Below are 20,153 nucleotides of genomic sequence, written 5' to 3' on the forward strand. Positions count from 1 at the left end.
CAGGCGCTGGCGCTAGCCTGCGAAGGGCCGCATAAGCGGCCCCAGCTCACCGACTCAGGCCAGTTCCTCGGCCACATCCTCACGCACGATCGCCTTCACTTCATCGATACGGCTGATGAACTTCCAGTCCGCTTCGTCGATGTAGATGCCGTTCGGTCCACTACCCCCTTCAAGGTCAATCGCGACCCGCGCCGACACCTGCGGCTTCACGCTCGCCAGAATCGGCACGAAGCCTAGCTGCTGGCTGGTTTCCAGCAGCGCTGCCTGGTTGCGTTCGTCGATATCCGCCGCCTCGTCGAGGTAGTAGGGCAGGCGGATGCGTCCGGCCAGATCGCGATCCATCAAGTGCAGCAACAGGTACATGTTGGTCAGCGCCTTGATGGTCATGGTGGTGCCGTTGGACGCGGCGCCATCGATGTCGGCGTGGATCACTGGCTGGCTGTTGATCTTGGTGATCTCGAAGGCCAGCTCGAACAGGTCCTTCAGGCCCAGCTGGTTGTGGTTGGCCGCCACCAGCCGCGCCAGGTACTCCTTGGCCTCTTCGTTCTTGTGATCCTGCTCGGCGCTCTGGGTCAGGTCGAACACCGACAGGGTCTCGCCTTCTTCGTACTGGCCGGCGCTGTGGATGATCTGGTCGATGTGCTTGAGCGCTTCCTTGTTCGGTGCCAGGACCACGCGGAAGCTCTCCAGGTTGGACACCTGGCGCCGGTTGATCTCGCGGTTGAACAGCGCCAGTTGGTGCTCGAGGCTGTCGTAGTCACTGCGAATGTTGCGCAGGGTTCGGGCGATGTCGGTGACCGCCGCGCGACGGGCCTTGGCCAGGGTCAGGGCCTCTTCGGTGCGGTGCGAGTAGGCATTGATCAGCAGCTGCAGGCGGCGTTCCATGTCGTCTTCGCTGTCGAACTTGGCCACGCCCTTGAGGCGCACCTGGGCATATAGCGCCTCGATTTGGTTGTCCACCCGCTGCAGCGCCTGCCAGCTGTCCTGGTAGTCGTTGAGCAGTGGCAGCAGGTTGTCCATGGAGTCGTCGACCGCTTCCATGAACGGCGTGCCGAACGGCAGGTCGGCCGGTAGCAGCTGGCGGCGGCGCAGGGCGTCGTCGAGGGTGCGTTGTTTGGCTTCGAGGTCGGCGATCTGCCGGCCGACCAGTTGCAGCTTGGCCGACAATTGCTGGACGCGTTCGGTAAAGGCGTCGCTGGAGCGCTTGAGCTCGTCCTGGGCGGCTTCCAGTTGCGCCAGTTGCTCCATCTTCTCGGGCTCTTCGGCGCTCAGGGTTTCGCTGCGGCGGAAGTCTTCCAGGGCCTTCTGGGCGTCGAGCACCTGTTGGTACAGGGCCTCGGTCTGGGCCTTGCTCGCGTTGCGGTCGGCGGCGACTGCCTGCTGGGTCTTGAGCTGCTTGAGTTCTTTTTCCAGGCGCTCCTTCTGGTCGCGCAAGGCGGCGCGGTCGGCCAGGGCCTGCAGGGCCGGCGGGTCGATGTGCGAAAGGTCGATGGACAGGCCAGGCGCCTCGAAGCGCTCGCCCTTGAAGCTGTCGAGCACTGCTTCGAGGGTCTTGACCCAGACATCGCTGTCGTCCAGCTCGATGCCGCGATCGCCCAGCGGCAGGCTGAACAGCGCACCGTTGAACAGGCGCATCAGGCGGTCGACATCCTGCTGGGAAAACTCCTCGCGTAGGCGGGCGTAGCTGTTGTTGTCGGCGTGATCGAGCTGCTGCTTGACCTGTTTTAGGCGTTTTTCCAGATCGCGCACGCGCTCGTCGAGGTCCTCGGCGGAGAACTGACGCGACTGGGCCAGGGCGCCGGCCAGTTCGTCGTGGGCGTCCTTGGCGGCCAGCAGTTGCTGCTCCAGGACCTTGGCATCTTCGACCAAGGCGAAGCGGTGCTTGAGTACCGATAGCTCGCCAAGCCAGCGCTGGATGCCGGTGATCTCGCGCTCCAGTCGCATCAGCTCCTGGGTACCGCCGCGTTGGTCGTTCTGCAGGCGGTCCTGTTCGCTGCGGTAGTGCTCGGCCTGGATGACCAGTTCTTCCTTGCGCGCCATGGCGTATTCCTGCCAGGTGCCCAGCAGGTTGTCGAGCAGGGGCGAGAGGCGGTGCAGCTTGCCGCGCAGGATGTCGCGCTGGGCCACGCCGCCGGCCAGGGCCTCGACCAGCGGGCCTGCGGCGACCAGGGCATTGTAGTCCTGCTCCATGCGGCGCACGTCGCGGAAGGCTTCCTCGCAGGCGGCGATGTAGTCGACGCTGCCCGAGCGCAGGCTGTGCTCGAAGGCATCGAGGAACAGCTGCTTGAGCTTGGCTGCGGTGATCTCGCGCATGTGCAGTAGGTTGATGAACAGCGAGCGGAAGGTCTTCAGGCTCTGTTCGCTGGTCGAGCGCAGCGGGATCAGGGTCAGGTCCAGCGGCACCGACGTATGACCGCCGACCAGCAGTCGGCGCAGTTCGTCGGGCTTGAGTTCGTAGGCCTTCAGGCCGTGCTGCTCGAGGTTGGTGAACAGCTCCTTCTGGCGCAGGCAGGTGTCGTTCTTCTGGTAGTGCGCCAGGTCCAGCTGCCCCTGATAGGCGAAGAACTGGTGGCCGAAGCCGCCCCCTGGGCCGCGGCCGACCACACCGATCACGTGGGGGCCGTGGGGCAGGTTCAGCTCGCAGAGGATATAGCTGGTGTCGCTGGCGAAGTAGAACCGGCGCGACTGCTCCAGGCTGTACTTGCCGAAGCTCATGTCGGACATGCGCGCCAGGATCGGGAACTGCAGGGCGTTGATCGAGGCGGATTTACCGAGGTTGTTGGCACCATAGACCGACAGCGGCTGCTCCAGAGGGAACAGCCCCAGGCTGTAGCCGGCGGTGTTGAGCAGTGCGAAGCGGCGAATACCGTAGCGTTCCTGGCTCATGCGTCAATCTCCTGTTGCTCTTCGCGGATGGCTCGGGCGAGGGCTTCTTCCTCGCTCTCCTCGCTGTCGAACGGCGACAGGTCGAGCGGATCGTCGGTGCGGTTGAGTTCTTCCGGGCTTTCTTCTTCGACCAGTACCGGCGTTGGCAACGGCAGGTCGCTGTGCAGACTGGCAGCCAGATCCCGGTCCTGCTGGACCGACAGGCACACATCCAGGAAGCGGTGCATCGGCGGCAGGAAGCGGTAGATGCCGCCTTCCTCGTGGGCAAAACCCAGCTGGGTCATACGGCGCAGGATCTTTTCTTCCAGCTCGTCGACGGTCTGTACTTCGGCCTGGATGAACAGGTCGCGGTACTTTTCCAGCAGCGAAGGCAGCTCATCGCGGCCAATGCTGCCGCCGTCGAGCACGGCCATCGGATCGCGGCCCTGGTCGGCCAGGTGCTCGACCAGGATGAAGGTGAACAGCGACAGGCGCTGGGCGGTCTTGTTGACCTGCGCGGCGGCCTGCTCGGGCACGAAGTAGTAGAACCCGCGGGTATCGCACACCAGTTCGAAGCCCAGGGCCTTGAACAGGGTGCGGTACTGGTCCTGGAAGTTCGACAACTGGGCATACAGCTCAGGGTCGCGGCGGCTGATGTGAAAACCTTTGAACAACTCGCGGAAGATGGGGGCGAGCTGGGACAGTTCGGAAAGATCAAGATGCATTGGCTGGGCTCGCGTTGGATTCGGGCGTGGTTTCGCGGCTGGAGGTCAGGGCGAAGGAGCGCAGGCTGACCAGGTGCTCGCGGGTGGTGTACTCGCGGCGGTCCAGGCGTTCGCGGCTAAAGCGCTTCTCCCGCGACAGGCGCGAGAACCAGTACAGCAATTCGTCGGTGGCACCTTCGGGCTCCTGCTCGAGCAGCCAGACCATCAGATCCGGCAGGGGCAAGGCGTCCTCGCAGCGCTCGAGCATTTCCTTGACCGTGCGCGGAGCGCGGGGCAGCGGGCCCTTCTGGCTCTTGTGCGCCTTAGGGAAGCGCGCCGGCTTGGGCTCGAAGCGGGCCAGGGCATACACATAGGCCTCGACCTGGCTGGCGCTGCCGAGGAACGTGCTCTGCGGGCGGGTGAACATCGGCATGGCCGCATGCGGCACCGCATCGATGCCTTTGCGGCGGATCACCGACAGGGCAAGGGCCGCGCCACGGGTGACCGCGTTGTGCCGGCGCGCCTCTTCGCGCAGCGGCAGCAGCAACTCGCGGGCATGGCGCAGGGTGAGCTGGGCACTGGTCTGCATCTCGAGGATGCGCGCATGGGTGCGCAGCAACATGTCGTCGTCGACCAGATGGCCCAGGCGCGCCTGCTCTCCCAGCAGGCGCAGCAGCACGGTCTCGACCTTGCGCACGCCTTGTTCGAAGGCGCCGTCGGCATTGACCAGTTGGATCATCGGCTCGACGTATTCGTCCCAGGTCGCCAGGACTTCGGCGTAACGTTGGCGCAGGGGGATCTGGCGGTTGCTGGTCTTGGCCCGTTCAGCCACGGCGACCAGCGCCTGCTCGTCGTTGTCGAGTTTCTTCAGGACATCGCGCACGCGCATGTCGAGCAGGCGCAGCTGGCGCGCCAGGTCGTCGCTGTCGCGGTTGTCGAAGGCGTCCTGGATGTGCCCGGCCAGGCGCTCCAGGTGGCGCAGGTAGGCCTCGATCTCCAGGCACAGGCCCAGGCGGTGCTCGCGGCGCAGGTAGGCGAGGAAGTCGTGGATCTGGGCGTTGAGCTCGAAGCGGTTCGGGCTTTTGGCCACCGGCACCAGGATATCCAGGCGTATCCATACGTCCAGCAGCTGGGTGATGTCCTGCGGCGTACTTTCCACCTGCTGCCGGGCAAGCTGCTGGCGCAGTTCGACCAGGCTCAGGGTGCCCTGGTCGAAACGCTCGCACAGCGGCTCGATCAGGGCCCAGTGTTCGGCTAGGGCGCGCAGGACGCGCTTGGGTTCGATCATTGGCGGGTCGACTCGTTGCCAAATAAAAGGGGCGATTGTACTGCATCCGGGGGGGAGGATTTCACCCCTTGGTCTGTAATCGGGATGGCCCGAAGCCTTGCAGGGAATTGCCTGGCCTCTTCGCGGGCAAGCCCGCTCTCGCCTGGTTCTGCGGTGCGCTCAGCAACGCCGCTGTATCCGTGGGCGCGGGTTTGCCTGCGGATGGGGAAGCAAACAACAAATTTCCGCCGACCAGTTGCGGCGCTTGCTGGGCAACGGCGTTAGAATGGCCGACTGTTTTCGTTCCCCGGATGCCTGTGCCTTGCTGACCGAGCCCCGCCGCCGCGCCTACCTATCCGCCATGCAAGTGGTGCATTGGCTGCCGCGCGCCGAACTGCCGTTCGCCGCACCGTCGCGTCCGGAGCTGTTGGCGCCTTTGGCGCCGGTCGAGGACTTCGAGAGGGACGTGCGGCCCACGGTGCCATCGTCCGAGCAGGCGCCAGCCGCGCCGCAGGCCCGCTCGGCGGAGCGACCGAAGATCGAGATCCCCCGACCCGGCAGCGCCCCCAAGCCTGCCAGCAAACCGGTCGAAGTCGAGGAGCAGGCGCCGGCACCCCGGCCAGTGCCTGTGCCGCCGCCGCGTTTCGCCCTGCAATTGCTGCGTGCCGGCAGTTGTCTGCTGTTGGTGGAGCTGGCCACCGGCCAGCCCTTCCAGAGCCGCGACCCGTCTTACTTGCTGCTCAAGGACATGCTGCGCGCCGCCGGCCTGCCCGATGCGCCGCAGATCATCGGCGAGCCGGTGCGCTGGCCGCTGCTGGTACGCGGCAACATGGACCAAGGCCCAGAGGCTGCGCGCGACTTCGTCCAAGGGTTCATTCAGGCTCGCCTGGAAGAGGCGCCCTGCACCTGCCTGTGGCTGGTCGGCCTGCCAGCCGTGCGCTTTGCCGGCCAAGCCGACGGCGAGGCCTACTACCAAGAACTGAAGGTCGAGGGCCTGGGCGATGCCTGGGCCTTGCCGGGCCTTGAACTGTTGATGGACGAGCCGCAACGCAAGGCGGACGTCTGGCAAGCGATGCGCCGGCTGATGGCGCGCTGGAAGAGCGTTGAATGAGTGACTCGATCAGTTTCCGCCGAATGACCGAGGCGGATCTGGATGCCGTGCTTAAGATCGAATATGCCGCGTTCAGTCATCCCTGGACCCGCGGGATCTTTCAGGATGCGCTCAAATCCTACGAAGTGTGGCTGATGTTCGACGGGCAGCAGCAGGTGGGGCATGGCGTGATCAACGTGATCATCGACGAAGCGCACTTGCTCAACATCACCGTCAAGCCCGAGAACCAGGGGCGCGGCCTGGGCCTGCGCTTGCTCGAGCACTTGATGGCGCGGGCCTATCAGCTCAATGGTCGCGAATGCTTCCTGGAGGTGCGCGCCAGCAACCAGTCGGCCTATCGTTTGTACGAGCGCTACGGATTCAACGAAATCGGCCGGCGCCGGGACTACTATCCGGTCGCCGGCGGCCGCGAAGACGCCTTGGTGATGGCCTGCACCCTGCTCGAAGAGTGACCTTGCAGGAGCAGGTCGTGTCACACAGCCATACCCTGATGAGGCAACGACCATGCATGACCTGCAGGAACTGATCGACAACAACGAGCGCTGGGCCGATGCGATCAAGCAGCGCGACCCGGATTTCTTCGCCAAGCTGGCCCGCCAGCAAACCCCCGAATTCCTCTGGATCGGCTGCTCCGATGCCCGCGTGCCGGCCAACGAGATTGTTGGCATGCTGCCGGGCGATCTGTTCGTGCATCGCAATGTCGCCAACGTGGTGCTGCACACCGACCTGAACTGCCTGTCGGTGATCCAGTACGCGGTCGAGGTGCTCAAGGTCAAGCACATCCTGGTCACCGGCCACTACGGCTGCGGTGGGGTACGGGCGGCCATGCAGGACCGTCAGCTGGGCCTGATCGATGGCTGGCTGCGCTCGATCCGCGACCTGTATTACGAAAAGCGCGGCGAGCTGGCCAAGCTGGAGAGCGAAGAGGCCAGGGTCGATCGGCTGTGCGAGCTCAATGTCATCCAGCAGGTCGCCAACGTGGCTCATACCAGCATCGTGCAGAACGCCTGGCATCGCGGACAGGAGCTGTCGATTCATGGCTGTATCTATGGCATCAAGGATGGTCGCTGGAAGAGCCTGGACACCACCATCAGCGGCTTTGCCCAGCTGCCGCCTCAATATCGCCTGCGGCCTCTTGAGTAGCCTTTACCTCAATAGCGCGGGGCCCATGCTTTACTCGGTGTAGGGACGAGCACAGGAGTGGCAGATGAAAGGCATGACGCTGCTGGCATTGGCGGCAAGTCTGGTGATGGGCGCCCACGCTCGCGCCGATGATCGAGACCTGTGGATGTTCGCCCAATGGGCGGGTGACCACGAGACGCGTGCCTTCCGCCAGATGCTGGTGGATGCACGCCTTTATGGTGTAGTGCCGATCCATCAACTGCTGCGCTCGGCCTCGGACTGGCGCCTGTGCCAGGCCTCGCCCTTCGCCGTGCCGCCGGCCGCCCAATGGCCCCAGGTGCGATCCACCTTGGCGCTGCTCAAGACCCTCGACGAACAAGGCATCCTGCGTCAGTTCGAAGTGGTCTCGGCCTATCGCGATCCGCGCCTGAATGCTTGTGCGGGCGGCGCGCCGGGTAGCGCTCACACGCGGGCTTTCGCGGTCGACGTGCTGCTGCCTGCGTGGTCAGATCCCAATCCGCTTTGCCGCTTCTGGCAACAGTACGGCCAGGCCTGGAACATGGGGCTGGGGCGCTACCCGACTGGGCGCATTCATCTGGATACCGCAGGATTTCGGACTTGGGGGGGCGACGGTCACTCGGGCTCGTCGTTCTGTATCAAACCCAAGTGAGCCAGGCAGCTGTGGCACTCCTGAACCACCCACGTCGCGAAGCGCTGGCGCTTGTCACCGGTCTCCAAGGGTCGGGGGCTGAGCAGGTGGTAGGCAGAGCCATCACGCAGGAAGCCAAACGGCGCCTGAAGCTGTCCGCTGTCGAGCTCGTCGCGAACCATCAAGGCTGATGCGATCGCCAGGCCCAGGCCCGCGCTGGCGGCCTGTATCGACAGATAGAAATGCTCGAAGTCGCTACGCTCGGTCTCTCGGGCCTGCCTACCGTCCAGGCGCAGCCAAGTGCTCCAGGCGTTGGGGCGGGTGGCGCTGTGCAGCAGGCGTTGGCCGTCGAGGCTGCGCCCCAGGTTGGGTTGGCAGACGGGGCCGATCCATTCGTCGCAGATCTTCAGGCTGTGCAGTTGTCGGTCCCAATGGAAGTCATCACGCCGCAGGGCCAGGTCGACACCCGCCCGTGCGAAATCCAGCGGGCCGCCGGCGGCCACCAGGTGCAGTTGCAGGTCAGGGTGGGCGGCGTGGAAGCGGGGCAGGCGTGGAATCAGCCAGCGCATGGCGATGGTCGGCTCGCACGACAACACCAAGACGCTATCGCGCTCCTGGGTTTGCAGGCGCTGCACCGTACCTTCCAGTTGTTCGAAGATCGATTGGGTGGTGCTGTGCAGTGTCCGGCCAGCAACGGTGAGGAAGATCGCCCGGTTGCGCCGTTCGAACAGTTCGATGCCAAGGCTCTCCTCCAGCAGCCGCACCTGGCGACTGACCGCACCGTGGGTCACATGCAGGCGCTCGGCGGCGCGCACGAAGCTTTCGGTTTCGGCGGCGATGTCGAAGTAACGAAAAGCGGTAAGTGGCGGCAGTTTCATGATCGTGTCGGCGCGACAGCCCTGTGGGAGTGGGTTTGCCCGCGAAGGGAGTCCCGTGTTTTCAAGAGCGACTTCGCTCTCGAATCTGTGAAATAAACTAGCGGATTTTTCGCACTATAAATCGATTTTTGCCTGTGGATAAGCCCTCGATAATTGGCGCCTCTGTGTATTTTCATCGCCTATCGAGGAGCTTTTTTGTGAATGAACTGATCGCTGTCGCCCTGTTCACTGTGCTGGCTGTCATCAGCCCGGGTGCTGACTTCGCCATGGTCACCCGCAGCAGTTATGCGCAAGGGCGCAAGGCAGGGCTCGCCGCTGCCATCGGCATCGCCCTGGGGGTGCAGGTGCATGTGCTGTATACGGTCCTGGGTATTGCCGTGATCATCAGCCAGAGCCCGGTGTTGTTCATGGCGATGAAGGTGGTGGGGGCGGGCTACCTGATCTACCTGGGCTACAAGTCACTGACCAACACATCGCGCATCCACCTCGATGGCCTTGCGCAGGGCGGCCAAGCGAGCGTGCTGCAGGCGTTGCGCACGGGCTTTCTGACCAATGCCCTGAACCCCAAGACCATGCTGTTCGTCGTCAGTGCCTATACCCAGGTCGTGCAGCCGGGCAGCCCGCTGGCCCTGGACTTTGCCTATGGTGCGTTCATGTCCTTTGCCCATTGGCTGTGGTTCAGCCTGGTGGCGGTGTTCTTTTCCAGTGCGGTGTTGCGCAAGGCAATGATCGAGCGGCAGGTGATGGTCGATCGGGTGATCGGAGTAGCCTTGATCGGGCTGGGCGTCGCGGTGGTGGCGGCGGGGGTGCGATGAGTGAGAGAGCTGACGCGACTTTTCGCGGGCAAAGAAAAAGGGCTTATCTTTCGATAAGCCCTTTTCAATATGGTGGCTACACAGGGACTTGAACCCCGGACACCGGCATTATGAATGCCGTGCTCTAACCGACTGAGCTATGTAGCCAAGTGGCGCGCATTATTCGCCTGAAACGCGATTGTGTCAACACTCATTTCAAAAAAAATTTACGCGCTTTCAATCGCTTAGCCAGAAAGCCCTGAATCCGCGCACCACCACCCAATGGCCAAGCACCTTGGGCAGGTGCGAATGCTGCTCGCCAGCGAAGCGTTCTGCGCGCTGTGTGGGGTGTCGAAGGTGAAGTCATCACTGACACGCCGCTGGAGAGGCTGTGGCGACAATATAAAAAGGTAGCTATCTATCTACTTATTTCCGGATAATCGGATCCCAAATTCGCGGACGGAATACCTGCCATGGCCATCAGCAGCGCCCAGACTTCCACTGCCGCCAGCGCGACGGCCCAAGCCAACCCGCTGGTGATGCGCATCATCGCCTTCTGCGCTTTGGCGCATCTGATCAATGACTTGATCCAGTCGGTGTTGCCAGCCATCTACCCCATGCTCAAGGCGAACTATGACCTGAGCTTTGCCCAGATCGGCCTGATCACCCTGACCTTCCAGGTCACTGCCTCGCTACTGCAACCTTGGGTGGGCTTTTTCACCGACCGACGACCGACGCCGAACCTGTTGCCCCTGGGCACGGTGTGCACGTTGGTGGGGATCGTGATGCTGGCGTTCGTCGGTAGCTTCCCGATGATTCTCCTGGCCTCGGCGTTGGTAGGCATTGGCTCGTCGACCTTCCATCCGGAGACCTCCCGGATCGCCCGTCTGGCCTCGGGCGGACGGTTTGGCCTGGCCCAGTCGACGTTCCAGGTTGGCGGCAATGCCGGCTCTGCCTTCGGCCCGTTGCTGGCGGCGGCGATCGTCATTCCCTTTGGCCAGACCCACGTGGCCTGGTTCGGACTGGCCGGGCTGTTCTTCTTCGCCGTGACCTTGCTGCTGCGCCGCTGGTACACCGGGCACCTCAACCAGTTCAAGGCGCGCAAGGCCGTACAGGCCAGCCATGGCATCTCCCGTCAGCGAGTGATCCTGGCGCTGGTGGTACTGGGCCTGTTGGTGTTCTCCAAGTACTTCTACATGGCCAGCTTCACCAGTTACTTCACTTTCTACCTGATCGAGAAGTTCGACCTGTCGGTGGCCAGCTCCCAGTTGCACCTGTTCCTGTTCCTCGGCGCAGTGGCTGCCGGGACCTTCTTTGGCGGGCCGATCGGTGATCGCATCGGGCGCAAAGCGGTGATTTGGTTCTCGATCCTGGGCGTGGCGCCATTCACCCTGGTGCTGCCCTATGCCGATCTGTTCTGGACCACCGTACTCAGTGTCGTGATCGGCTTCATCCTTGCGTCGGCCTTCTCCGCGATCGTGGTGTACGCCCAGGAACTGGTACCTGGGAGTGTCGGCATGATTGCCGGGATCTTCTTCGGCCTGATGTTCGGGTTCGGGGGCATTGGGGCTGCGTTGCTCGGGTATCTGGCCGACCTGCGGGGGATCGAGTACGTGTACGGGCTGTGCTCGTACCTGCCGTTGTTCGGCCTGCTGGCGGTGTTCTTGCCGTCCACCGGCAAGCGCTGATGTCGTCGGGACCGCCTGGCGGTCCCGAGATTGACGAGTCGGCGGCCGTTGGCCTAGAGTGCCGGCTCTTTTCTTTCCACGTAGTCGATGCAATGCGCTGTTCCCTGAGTTCTCGCCTTGTTCGCCAGCCTGCTTTCCAGGCTGCACGTCGCACGTGGCCGAGCGACACGGTGCTCAAGCGTCGACGCAGCGTGCTGTTCGCCTTCACTTTCTCGCCACACCTTGCCCTGATCTGATCCGCGCTTACCTGCGCCGCGCCTTTGCGGTGCGCGTCTGCGCTTGCATCTGTTTTCAGTGATTTTTCCAGCCGACCGGGCCCCATGGGGGCTGCCTAGCGGCGCGCAAGGAGTGGTACATGAACATGCGTTTACTGGCGGGCCTGTTGTTCGCCGTGTCAGTGGTGGGCTTCAGCCTCGGAGCGAGCCTGCCGCTGGTGTCGTTACGCCTTCACGAGGCGGGGGCCAGCACCCTTGAAATTGGCATCATCTCGGCCATTCCGGCGGCAGGAATGATGCTCTCGGCGTTCATGGTCGATGCCTGCTGCCGGCACCTGACCCGGCGCACCATCTACCTGTTGTGCTTCAGCCTGTGCACCCTGAGCATCGCCTTGCTGGAGTGGTCGTTCGCCTCGATCTGGTACCTGGCGCTGCTGCGCCTGGCGTTGGGGGTTGGCATGGGAATCGCGATCATCCTGGGTGAATCTTGGGTCAACGAGCTGTGCCCGGATCACAACCGCGGCAAGATCATGGCGCTGTACGCCACCAGCTTCACCGGCTTCCAGGTGCTGGGCCCGGCGATGCTGGCGCTGGTCGGTGCCAATAGCCCCTGGGTCACCGGCGTGGTGACGGCCTGTTACGGCCTGGCCCTGTTGTGCATCCTGCTGACGGTGCCCAACGATCATGTGGAACATGGCGAGGAGGGCGAAAAGAGCTTCACCCTCGCCGGCTTCTTCCGCGTGGCACCAGCGCTGTGCGTGGCGGTGTTGTTCTTTTCCTTCTTCGATGCCGTGGTACTGTCGTTGCTGCCGGTGTACGCCAGCAGTCATGGCTTTGCGGTGGGCGTGGCGGCGCTGATGGTGACGGTGGTGTTCGCCGGCGACATGATCTTCCAGTTGCCCCTGGGCTGGCTGGCCGACCGGGTCGAGCGCACCGGGTTGCACTTGGTGTGCGGGGTGGTGGCGATGTCGATCGGCATAGGCCTGCCGTGGCTGTTGCAGGCAACCTGGTTGCTCTGGCCGATGCTGGTGCTACTGGGGGCAGTGGCCGGTGGCATCTACACCCTGGCGCTGGTGCTGATCGGCCAGCGCTTCAAGGGCCAGGACCTGGTCACCGCAAACGCCAGCGTCGGCTTGCTGTGGGGTGTCGGCAGCCTGGTCGGGCCGCTGGTCAGCGGCGCGGCGATGGATGTGGCGCCCCATGGGTTGCCGATGGCGCTGGCGCTGATGGCGGGTCTGTTCGTGTGCTTTGCCCGGCAGTCGTATCGGCGGGCGGTCAGGCTGCGGGCTGTGACAGACTGACGCCAAGGCGCTGCCAATGTCGGTCTGTTCGCAGGCATTTCGCGAAGAAGGCGCCACGGAGCAAGACCATTGAAAGCGGAATTACCCGCGCAAGATCCGTCGTTTAGCCGCTGAGCGATTGGTCTAAGCTGGGTGTTTTCCGCTCCCTGGAGGGCACTGCGCATGATCCACGCCGACCTCTCGCCCGCGGCCTACCGTGAAGCCACGGATTATCTGGCCGCTCTGGACCCGGACTGGGCCCGGCATATCGACACCATCGGCCCTTGCCTGCACAGCGCTGCGCCCGAGCGTGAACCCTTCGAAGCGCTGGTGCGGGCGGTGGCCTATCAGCAACTGCATGCCAGGGCAGCCGAGGCGATCTTGGCGCGGATGCTGGCCTTGTTTCCCGATGCCGCATTCCCCGAACCTGAGCAGCTGTTGGCGACACCGCCTGAGGTGCTGCGCGGCTGTGGTTTTTCTGCGAGCAAGCTGGCGACCGTGCAGGGTATCGCCCAGGCGCGCCTGGACGGTATCGTGCCCAGCCGCGAGCAGGCCATGACCTTGACCGATGACGCACTGATCGAACGGTTGGTCAGCCTGCGCGGTGTTGGCCGTTGGACGGTGGAGATGCTCCTGATCTTTTGCCTGGAGCGCTCTGACATCCTGCCGGTGGACGACTTCGGCGTACGGGAGGGTTACCGGCGGCTCAAGGGCATGGACAAGGCCCCGACCCCCGCGCAGTTGCGTTCGTTGGGTGGGGTATGGAGCCCGTATCGGACGGTGGCGTCCTGGTATCTGTGGCGGGCTTGAACTGATGACACACAGATTGCTCGGCAAGAATCGGAGTGCCACGCTCCAAGCACCCTGTCAGGCTTGAACCATCCGCAGCCAGGAGATGCCCATGAAGCCTGCCTCGACTTACCTCACCGATACCGACCGCTGGAACGCTGTGCAGGCGCGCGACGCTGCGGCCTGCGGTCATTTCGTCTATGCAGTGCGCACCACGGGGGTCTATTGCCAACCGGGTTGCAAGTCGCGACTGGCCAAGCGCGAGAACGTCGAGTTCTTCGCCGATGGCGGGGCTGCCGAGGCGGCCGGTTATCGTGCTTGCCGACGCTGCACCGAGGCCAAGGCCGAGCAGGTTGCGCGACGCACTGAGCTGGTTGCTCGTGCCTGTCGCTTGATCGAGGCCAGCGACACCGCACCCAACCTCGAGCAACTGGGCGAGCAACTGGCACTGAGCCCGTTCCACCTGCATCGCCTGTTCAAGGCTGAAACCGGCCTTACGCCCAAGGCCTACGCCTCGGCCTTCCGCGCCCGGCGCCTGCGCGAGCGGCTCGATGATCAAGGCAGTTCCGTGACCGACGCGATCTATGACGCCGGTTACAACTCCAACAGCCGATTCTATGAAAGCGCAGGCCAACGCCTGGGCATGCGTCCGCGCGAGTACCGCGCCGGCGGGGCGGGGGCGAGGATCCGATTCGCCATTGGCCAATGTTCCCTGGGGGCGATCCTGGTGGCCCAGAGCGAGCGCGGCATTTGCGCCATTCTGTTGGGTGACGACCCGGAGCAGCTGTTGCGCGAGTTGCAGGATCAATTTCGCAATGCGCAGTTGATCGGCGGTGATGCCGGCTTCGAGCAATTGGTTGCGGTGGTGGTGGGCTTTGTCGAGCAGCCGGCACTGGGGCTGGCCTTGCCGCTGGATGTGCAGGGCACGGCCTTCCAGGAGCGGGTCTGGCAGGCGCTGCGTGAGGTGCCGTTGGGCAGCCGGGTCAGCTATACCGACATCGCCCAGCGCATCGGCGCGCCCAAGGCCGTACGTGCGGTGGCCCAGGCCTGCGCGGCCAACCACCTGGCCGTGGCGATCCCCTGCCATCGGGTGGTGCGCCGCGATGGCGACCTCAGTGGCTACCGCTGGGGTGTCGAGCGTAAGCGGCAATTGCTGGCGCGAGAAACGGCACTCACGTGATCATCAGGAGCAGCGTAGAATTCCCGCCCAATCGAGCTTGTAAATAGGGGAATTCGATGAGGCGACTCAGCCATTGCCGTTTTTACGTGGGAATCCTCGCCTTGTTGCTGTGGGTGGCGACACCGGCCTGGTCGGCATCCGTCGGGCCGCTGAGCCTGGACGAACTGCCGGTGCTGGATGAAAACGCCAACCTTAAGCAACTGACTGATCGGCTTGATCAGGTTCGTCAGGAACTGACCAGCGAAGCCAACGACGACCTGCTGTCACAGTTGCGTCAGGCCGCCTTGCAGGTGCAGCGCCAAGCTGACGCCTTGAGCGCCCAGCGTACGACCGATGTCGAGCGTCTGGACGACCAGCTCAAGGTCCTTGGCCCAGTATTGCCGGATGAAGCCGAGAGCATCACGCGTCAGCGCAAGCAGCTCAGTGACGAGCAAAAGCAGGTGCTGGCCGAGCAACAGCAGGCCATCAAGCTGACCCAGTCGGCGCGCGACCTGGCCACGCAGATCGTCAACCTGCGCCGCAGCCAGTTCAACTCCCAGGTCACCACCCGTGCTGCCAGCCCCCTGAGCCCGGCGTTCTGGTCGAGCCTGATCCGGCCGACCGACGAAGATGTCGCCCGCCTGCGCGATCTGCGTGGCGAGGCGACTGACGCTGTGGCCAGCGCCTTCAGTGCCGATCACCGCTGGTTATTCATTGGCAGCCTGGCGGCCGCGCTGTTGGTCTGGACCTGGGTACGCCGCTTGCTCGAGCGCTTGCTGGCCAATGCTATGGTCCGCTGGTTGCCCGAGGGCCGCCTGCGTCGCAGCGCCTTGGCCTTGAGTGTCAGTCTGGCGACCTTGAGCACCATCGGCGGCTCGGTGTCGCTGGTGCGTTGGGGCCTGGAGAACAGCGCCGAGCTGGGCAATGACATTGCCAGCTTGACCAACCACATTCTGGCGCTGGTGGTGTTCAGTGCCTTCATTGCTGGCCTTGGCCGCGCCATGCTGATGCTCCAGCGTCCGTCCTGGCGACTGCCGCCGATTCCGGATGAAGTGGCCAGCGCCCTTGGCTGGTTCCCCAAGCTCCTGGCGCTGGCGTTGATGGTGCTGCTGACCCAGGAGCGTATCAACAGCGTGATCGGTACCAGCCTCGCGCTCACCGTGGCCACCAATGGCCTGACCGCGCTGGTGGTGTCGCTGATCTTCGTCGCAGCGCTGGTGCGCTATCGCCGTGCCCGCAAGCAGCATCAGCTGGAACGGGCACCTGGGCTTGCGGGGCTGATCCCGTTCGTGATCGTGGTGTGGGTCGCGTTGGTCCTGCTGGCGCTGCTCACCGGTTACCTGACCCTGGCTTATTTCCTCACCGCCAAGCTACTTTGGGTCAGCGTGGTGGGCACCTGCGCCTACTTGCTGGTCACGGTGTTTGGCGATCTGTGCGAAACCTTGCTCTCGCCACGCCAGCCCGGAGGCCTGGCCCTGGCCTCTGCGCTGGGGCTGCAGCAGCGCCACCAGGCCCAGGCCAGCACGATCCTGGCAGGGATCGGCCGCACCTTCTTGTTGTTTGTCGCCGGCCTGCTGGTGCTCATGCCGTCGGGCACCAGCCCGGGCGAGCTGCTGCAGAGCCTGGCGGACTGGGATGACACCGGCGGCAAGCTGCTGGGCAACCTGAACATCGTGCCCCAGGACATCCTGCTGGCCGTGGCCATGTTCCTGGGCGGTCTGTTCGCCATTCGTGTGGTCAAGCGCTGGCTGAGCGAGCGCCTGCTGCCGGAGACGGACATGGATGCCGGCATGCGTGCCTCACTGGTGACCCTGGTCGGCTACCTGGGCTTCCTGTTCCTGGCCATGCTGGTGATGACGACCCTGCGCATCAACCTCACCAGCCTCACCTGGGTGGTCAGTGCCCTGTCGGTGGGTATCGGTTTTGGCTTGCAGCAGATCGTGCAGAACTTCATCTCCGGCTTGATCCTGCTCACTGAGCGTCCGGTCAAGGTAGGTGACTGGGTGAGCCTGGCCGGGGTGGAAGGGGATATCCGCCGGATCAACGTGCGTGCCACGGAAATCCAGATGTCCGACCGTTCCACGGTGATCGTGCCCAACTCCCAGTTCATTTCGCAGAACGTGCGCAACGTCACCATGGGCAATGCCTTGGGGGTGGTCGGCATCACCCTGACCTTGCCGCTGGAAACCGATGCGAACAAAGTGCGCGAACTGCTGTTGACGGCCTTCCGCGAACATGAGTCGATCCTCGATGCGCCGGCCTCGTCGGTGACCTTCAAGGACCTCACCACCAGCGGTATGGTGCTCAGCGTCAGTGGCTATGTGGCCAGCCCCCGCCAAGTGTCGGGCGCGCGCAGCGACCTGTTGTTCACGGTGCTGGGGCGTCTGCGCGACGAGGGCATCGCACTGTCGTCGCCGCAGAGCATGGTGCTGTTGCAGGACAATGCACGGCCAGCGGAGGGAGCTGTGTGAGGCCCTTCGCGGGCACCCCGGTGCTTTTGAGCGAAGCGTAAATCCTAGAGTTGCCCGCGAAGCCGACGGCTCGGTCGTTCAGACCGGCGTTGTCGGTGTTCGTGGGATCGAGGCGTAAGCACCTTCAGGGTCAATGCTGCTTCGCCCGCCGGATCCGCAACAGGATCATCCCCAGCAGCAGAATCACCGGCACCGCCATTCCCAGCAACGCCTCGCGCGCCGTCAACCCAGCCCCCAGCACGTTCAGCCCGCCATACAGCAGCTTGAACAGGTTCAACAGGTAGTAGGTGATGGCGATGATCGACAGCCCTTCCACGGCCCGCTGGATCTTCACCTGGGCGTCGGCGCGGGCATTGAGGCTGCGCAGAATCTCGGCGTTCTGTTCCTCCATCTCCACCTGCACCCGAGCCTGCAGTAGGTCGCCCAGGTTGGCCACGTTCTTGGCCAATTGTTCCAGGCGTTGCTCGGTGGCCGCGCAGTAACGCACGGTCGGCTTGAAACGCCGCTCGATGAACACCCCTAGACGCTGGCAGTCGCCCACATGGCTTTCGCGCAGCTCGCCCAAGCGCTCGAACACCAGCTGTGCATAGGCCTGGGTCGCGCCGAAGCGGTGACGGGTCTTGACCGTGCGGCTGACCACCTGGCGCGAGAGGTGGGCAATGGCTTCGAGCAGGGCTTTGGAGTCCTGGCCGTCGACGCTGGCGCTGCGTTCGGAGAGGCTCACCAGGGTCCGGTCGAAGGCATCGAGCTCCTGGCTCAAGGTCTTGGCCGTGGTGAGTGTCAGCGAAGCCATCATGCGGTAGGTCTCGATCTCCAGCAGGCGCCGGATCATGCGACCTTGGCGGTAGGCATTGAGCCGCCGGTTGACGAACAGCAGGCGGTTGGTGCCGTCTTCGGTCAGGCGAAAATCGCTCCACACCACCGCATCACCGCCCCCGACGCAGGAGCCGCAGGGGTCTTTGAAACCGTACCGTGTCAGGTCCAGGTCCTGCTCGCCACGCACCAGCACCTGCACGGCATTGATCACTTGCGCCGCCTGCGGCGCGACGGCCTCGGCCAGGACCTGGGGCAGCCCCTGCCAGCCGGCATCGTGGGCGGCGCAGGGCACCACCAGCGTCAGGGTGAAGAACTCGGCGTGGCGCTCCCATTTGAACGGATGGCCCTCCAGCCGGGTGATGCCTTGGGCTGCATCGGTGTCCAGCGCATCCGGACAGCAGCGTTGCAGCAAAGCCTGGCAGTCGGCCTCATCGCCCAGCAGTGCCAGGTGATGGACATGGGCAGGCTCGTTGAAATACAGCGAAGGTCGGGCGTGCAGTTCGTTGTGCAGGGCGGTGCGTTGCGGGTGCATGGGAGGTCTGGCCTGGTGTTGTGATTGTTGGGCTACCAGGGGTGGGACTCTTTCATTTTAGATAAAAGTCACCAGAGGCACAGAAATGTGCCGGCGGGTTGTGGGACCCGCTCGCTGCGTAACGTCATTGTGGCGACCGATCGCTTGCAGGATGCAATCGAACGAGCTCTGGTCGCGTCTGAAAGAGTGGGTTGCGTTGCGTCTGTTGTTCATCCGCGTACCGAGCGGCTTGAGCAGTTCTACGCACAATATGCGGGGTTCAGACACTGCCCTTATCTGTCACCCAAGACGATGATGCTGGCGCTTCGGTAGCCAGTGCCTTATTTGTGAAAGCCCCTTGTGACAGGCGTCAGCAAGGGGCTTTTCGTGTCCGGCTATCAGCCCAGGCAACGCGTCACATGCTTGACCGACTGATACGCCGACAAGCCCCACGGCCCGAGTTCACGGCCGATGCCGCTGCCCTTGGTTCCGCCCCAGGACGTCTCGACGAATACCGCCTGGACCGAGTTGATCCACACGTGCCCGACCTCCAGCGCATCGGCCACGCGCTCGGCGCGCTCGAGGTCGGCGCTGCAGACCGTGGCGACCAGACCGAAGCGGCTGTCGTTGGCCTCGGCAATGGCTTGGTCTTCGGTGGCGAAGCGACGGGCGCAGAGCACCGGGCCGAAGATTTCCTCGCTCCACAGGCGGCTGGATTCGGGCACGTCCACGTACAGGGTGGGGCTGACGAACCAGCCGTCACGGTCCAGTACCTGGCCGCCGGTCAGGCAGCGCAGGCCTTCTTCGCGCGCGGTAGCGAAGTAGCCGGCGACCTTCAGCCATTGCGCCTGGCTGGTCAGTGGGCCCATGGCCACCTCCTCGGTCAGCGGATTGCCCACCTGCATCTGCTCCAAGGCTGCCTGCAGACGTGGCAGCAGGGCGTCGGCGATGCCCTCCTGCACAAGCAGGCGGGAGGTGGCCGAGCACATCTGGCCGGCGTTCCAGGTGATGCCTGCGACGATCCACTCCACCGCTTGGTCCACGTCACAGTCATCGAACACCACGATCGCCGACTTGCCGCCAAGCTCCAGGGTCACCGGCCGGCATTGGGCCGCGGCGGCGCGCATCACTTGGCTGCCGACGCCATTGCTGCCAGTGAACGACAGCTTGTCCAGGCCGTTGTGGCCACTCAGGGCGGCGCCGGTCTCGGCTTTGCCGTTGACGATGTTCAGCACACCGGCAGGCAGGTTCAGAGCGTCGGCGATCTGGCCGTAGGCCTGTTCGATCAGTGGGGTGACTTCCGAGGGTTTGAGCACCACGGTGCAGCCTGCGGCCAGCGCTGGGGCGAGCTTCCAGGCGCTGGTCACCAGGGGGAAGTTCCACGGCACGATCAGGCCGACCACGCCCACCGGCTCCAGGCGGGTGCGGGCGGTAAAGCCCGGGGCGGCCAGGGGCACGTCGCGGTTCTTTTCCGGCAGTTGCTCGGCAAGGTCTGCGTAGTAGCCGAAGGTGGCGATGGCATCGTCCAGGTCGATCTCGGCTTCGTGGCGTGGCTTGCCGTTGTTGCGCATCTGCAGGGTGATCAACGCGTCGCGGCGCTGGCCGAGTTGTTCGGCGAAACCACGCAACAGTGCGGCGCGGGTGGCCGGGCTGGTGGTTTTCCAGGCAGGCAGGGCGCGGCGGGCGGCGGCGACGGCCTGGTCGACTTGGGCAGCGCTGGCCGACATCAGTTCGGCGAACGGCTGGCCCAGCGAGGGGTCATGCACGACGATGCAGTCGTTGCCTTGGCCTTCGACCCAGCGGCCATCGATGTAGTGAGGAGTGGTCATGATCG

Annotated in this window: 16 protein-coding genes and 1 tRNA gene; 10 read left to right on the forward strand and 7 right to left on the reverse strand. The window is 64.2% G+C overall.

What is annotated here, in order from left to right; genetic code table 11:
• Nucleotides 1–54 precede the first annotated feature (54 nt).
• The 3 genes from mksF to mksB are packed head-to-tail and all read right to left on the reverse strand — an operon-like array spanning nucleotide 55 to nucleotide 4,857.
• A complete protein-coding gene (gene mksF / locus HMPREF3173_RS22395; RefSeq protein ID WP_043208481.1) occupies nucleotides 55–2,886 on the reverse strand; it encodes an Mks condensin complex protein MksF in 2,832 nt (943 codons plus the stop codon).
• Nucleotides 2,883–3,590 carry an Mks condensin complex protein MksE gene (gene mksE / locus HMPREF3173_RS22400; RefSeq protein ID WP_043208483.1) on the reverse strand — a complete coding sequence of 236 codons (708 nt, stop codon included), beginning with the start codon at nucleotides 3,588–3,590 and terminating at the stop codon, nucleotides 2,883–2,885. Before mksE ends, mksF begins: the two co-directional genes overlap by 4 nt.
• Complete coding sequence (gene mksB / locus HMPREF3173_RS22405) at nucleotides 3,580–4,857, reverse strand: Mks condensin complex protein MksB (protein ID WP_043208486.1); 1,278 nt, start codon at nucleotides 4,855–4,857, stop codon at nucleotides 3,580–3,582. The genes mksE and mksB overlap by 11 nt, the downstream gene beginning before the upstream one ends.
• A gap of 301 nt (nucleotides 4,858–5,158) precedes the next feature.
• On the opposite strand from mksB, the gene HMPREF3173_RS22410 reads away from it, so the two are divergent.
• The 4 genes from HMPREF3173_RS22410 to HMPREF3173_RS22425 all read left to right on the forward strand — a co-directional run bounded on the left by HMPREF3173_RS22410 (nucleotide 5,159) and on the right by HMPREF3173_RS22425 (nucleotide 7,739).
• Nucleotides 5,159–5,947, forward strand: coding sequence for an energy transducer TonB (locus HMPREF3173_RS22410; protein WP_070577124.1), 789 nt, complete (start codon nucleotides 5,159–5,161; stop codon nucleotides 5,945–5,947).
• Nucleotides 5,944–6,399: a ribosomal protein S18-alanine N-acetyltransferase gene (gene rimI, locus HMPREF3173_RS22415; RefSeq protein ID WP_043208488.1), complete on the forward strand. Its 456-nt coding sequence runs from the start codon at nucleotides 5,944–5,946 to the stop codon at nucleotides 6,397–6,399. The genes HMPREF3173_RS22410 and rimI overlap by 4 nt, the downstream gene beginning before the upstream one ends.
• Nucleotides 6,400–6,451: 52 nt before the next feature.
• The gene (gene can, locus HMPREF3173_RS22420; RefSeq protein WP_070576852.1) at nucleotides 6,452–7,090 is read left to right on the forward strand and encodes a carbonate dehydratase; all 639 of its coding nucleotides are present in this window, start codon (nucleotides 6,452–6,454) and stop codon (nucleotides 7,088–7,090) included.
• 73 nt (nucleotides 7,091–7,163) lie between these two features.
• Nucleotides 7,164–7,739: a D-Ala-D-Ala carboxypeptidase family metallohydrolase gene (locus HMPREF3173_RS22425; protein WP_070577126.1), complete on the forward strand. Its 576-nt coding sequence runs from the start codon at nucleotides 7,164–7,166 to the stop codon at nucleotides 7,737–7,739.
• On the opposite strand, the gene HMPREF3173_RS22430 is transcribed toward HMPREF3173_RS22425, so the two are convergent.
• Entirely contained in the window at nucleotides 7,703–8,596 is an 894-nt protein-coding gene (locus tag HMPREF3173_RS22430) for a LysR substrate-binding domain-containing protein (RefSeq protein WP_070576854.1), read from the reverse strand. The genes HMPREF3173_RS22425 and HMPREF3173_RS22430 overlap by 37 nt on opposite strands.
• A 197-nt stretch (nucleotides 8,597–8,793) precedes the next feature.
• Here HMPREF3173_RS22430 and HMPREF3173_RS22435 point away from each other — a divergent pair, with 197 nt between their 5' ends.
• The gene (locus HMPREF3173_RS22435) at nucleotides 8,794–9,411 is read left to right on the forward strand and encodes a LysE family translocator (protein WP_070576857.1); all 618 of its coding nucleotides are present in this window, start codon (nucleotides 8,794–8,796) and stop codon (nucleotides 9,409–9,411) included.
• A 70-nt stretch (nucleotides 9,412–9,481) separates the two neighbouring features.
• Here the strand turns inward: HMPREF3173_RS22435 and HMPREF3173_RS22440 are convergent.
• A tRNA-Met gene (locus HMPREF3173_RS22440) sits at nucleotides 9,482–9,558 on the reverse strand.
• A gap of 305 nt (nucleotides 9,559–9,863) precedes the next feature.
• Here HMPREF3173_RS22440 and HMPREF3173_RS22445 point away from each other — a divergent pair.
• The 5 genes from HMPREF3173_RS22445 to HMPREF3173_RS22465 all read left to right on the forward strand — a co-directional run bounded on the left by HMPREF3173_RS22445 (nucleotide 9,864) and on the right by HMPREF3173_RS22465 (nucleotide 16,992).
• Entirely contained in the window at nucleotides 9,864–11,078 is a 1,215-nt protein-coding gene (locus tag HMPREF3173_RS22445; protein WP_070576860.1) for an MFS transporter, read from the forward strand.
• Between the two features lie 355 nt (nucleotides 11,079–11,433).
• On the forward strand, nucleotides 11,434–12,594 hold the full coding sequence (locus tag HMPREF3173_RS22450) for an MFS transporter (RefSeq protein WP_070576863.1): 1,161 nt from the start codon (nucleotides 11,434–11,436) through the stop codon (nucleotides 12,592–12,594).
• A 162-nt stretch (nucleotides 12,595–12,756) separates the two neighbouring features.
• Nucleotides 12,757–13,383, forward strand: coding sequence for a DNA-3-methyladenine glycosylase family protein (locus tag HMPREF3173_RS22455; protein ID WP_070576867.1), 627 nt, complete (start codon nucleotides 12,757–12,759; stop codon nucleotides 13,381–13,383).
• 91 nt (nucleotides 13,384–13,474) lie between these two features.
• Entirely contained in the window at nucleotides 13,475–14,542 is a 1,068-nt protein-coding gene (gene ada / locus HMPREF3173_RS22460; RefSeq protein ID WP_070576870.1) for a bifunctional DNA-binding transcriptional regulator/O6-methylguanine-DNA methyltransferase Ada, read from the forward strand.
• A 56-nt stretch (nucleotides 14,543–14,598) separates the two neighbouring features.
• Nucleotides 14,599–16,992 carry a DUF3772 domain-containing protein gene (locus HMPREF3173_RS22465; RefSeq protein ID WP_070576873.1) on the forward strand — a complete coding sequence of 798 codons (2,394 nt, stop codon included), beginning with the start codon at nucleotides 14,599–14,601 and terminating at the stop codon, nucleotides 16,990–16,992.
• Nucleotides 16,993–17,122: 130 nt separating this feature from the next.
• Here HMPREF3173_RS22465 and HMPREF3173_RS22470 read toward each other — a convergent pair whose 3' ends face one another.
• Both HMPREF3173_RS22470 and HMPREF3173_RS22475 read right to left on the reverse strand, forming a co-directional pair.
• Complete coding sequence (locus HMPREF3173_RS22470) at nucleotides 17,123–18,340, reverse strand: DUF3422 domain-containing protein (protein ID WP_070576876.1); 1,218 nt, start codon at nucleotides 18,338–18,340, stop codon at nucleotides 17,123–17,125.
• A 377-nt stretch (nucleotides 18,341–18,717) separates the two neighbouring features.
• Nucleotides 18,718–20,148 (reverse strand): aldehyde dehydrogenase family protein, encoded by a 1,431-nt coding sequence (locus HMPREF3173_RS22475; RefSeq protein WP_070576880.1) that lies wholly within the window; start codon nucleotides 20,146–20,148, stop codon nucleotides 18,718–18,720.
• Nucleotides 20,149–20,153: the final 5 nt, after the last annotated feature.

Source organism: Pseudomonas sp. HMSC08G10 (assembly GCF_001808425.1).
GTDB classification, from domain to species: Bacteria; Pseudomonadota; Gammaproteobacteria; order Pseudomonadales; family Pseudomonadaceae; genus Aquipseudomonas; species Aquipseudomonas guariconensis.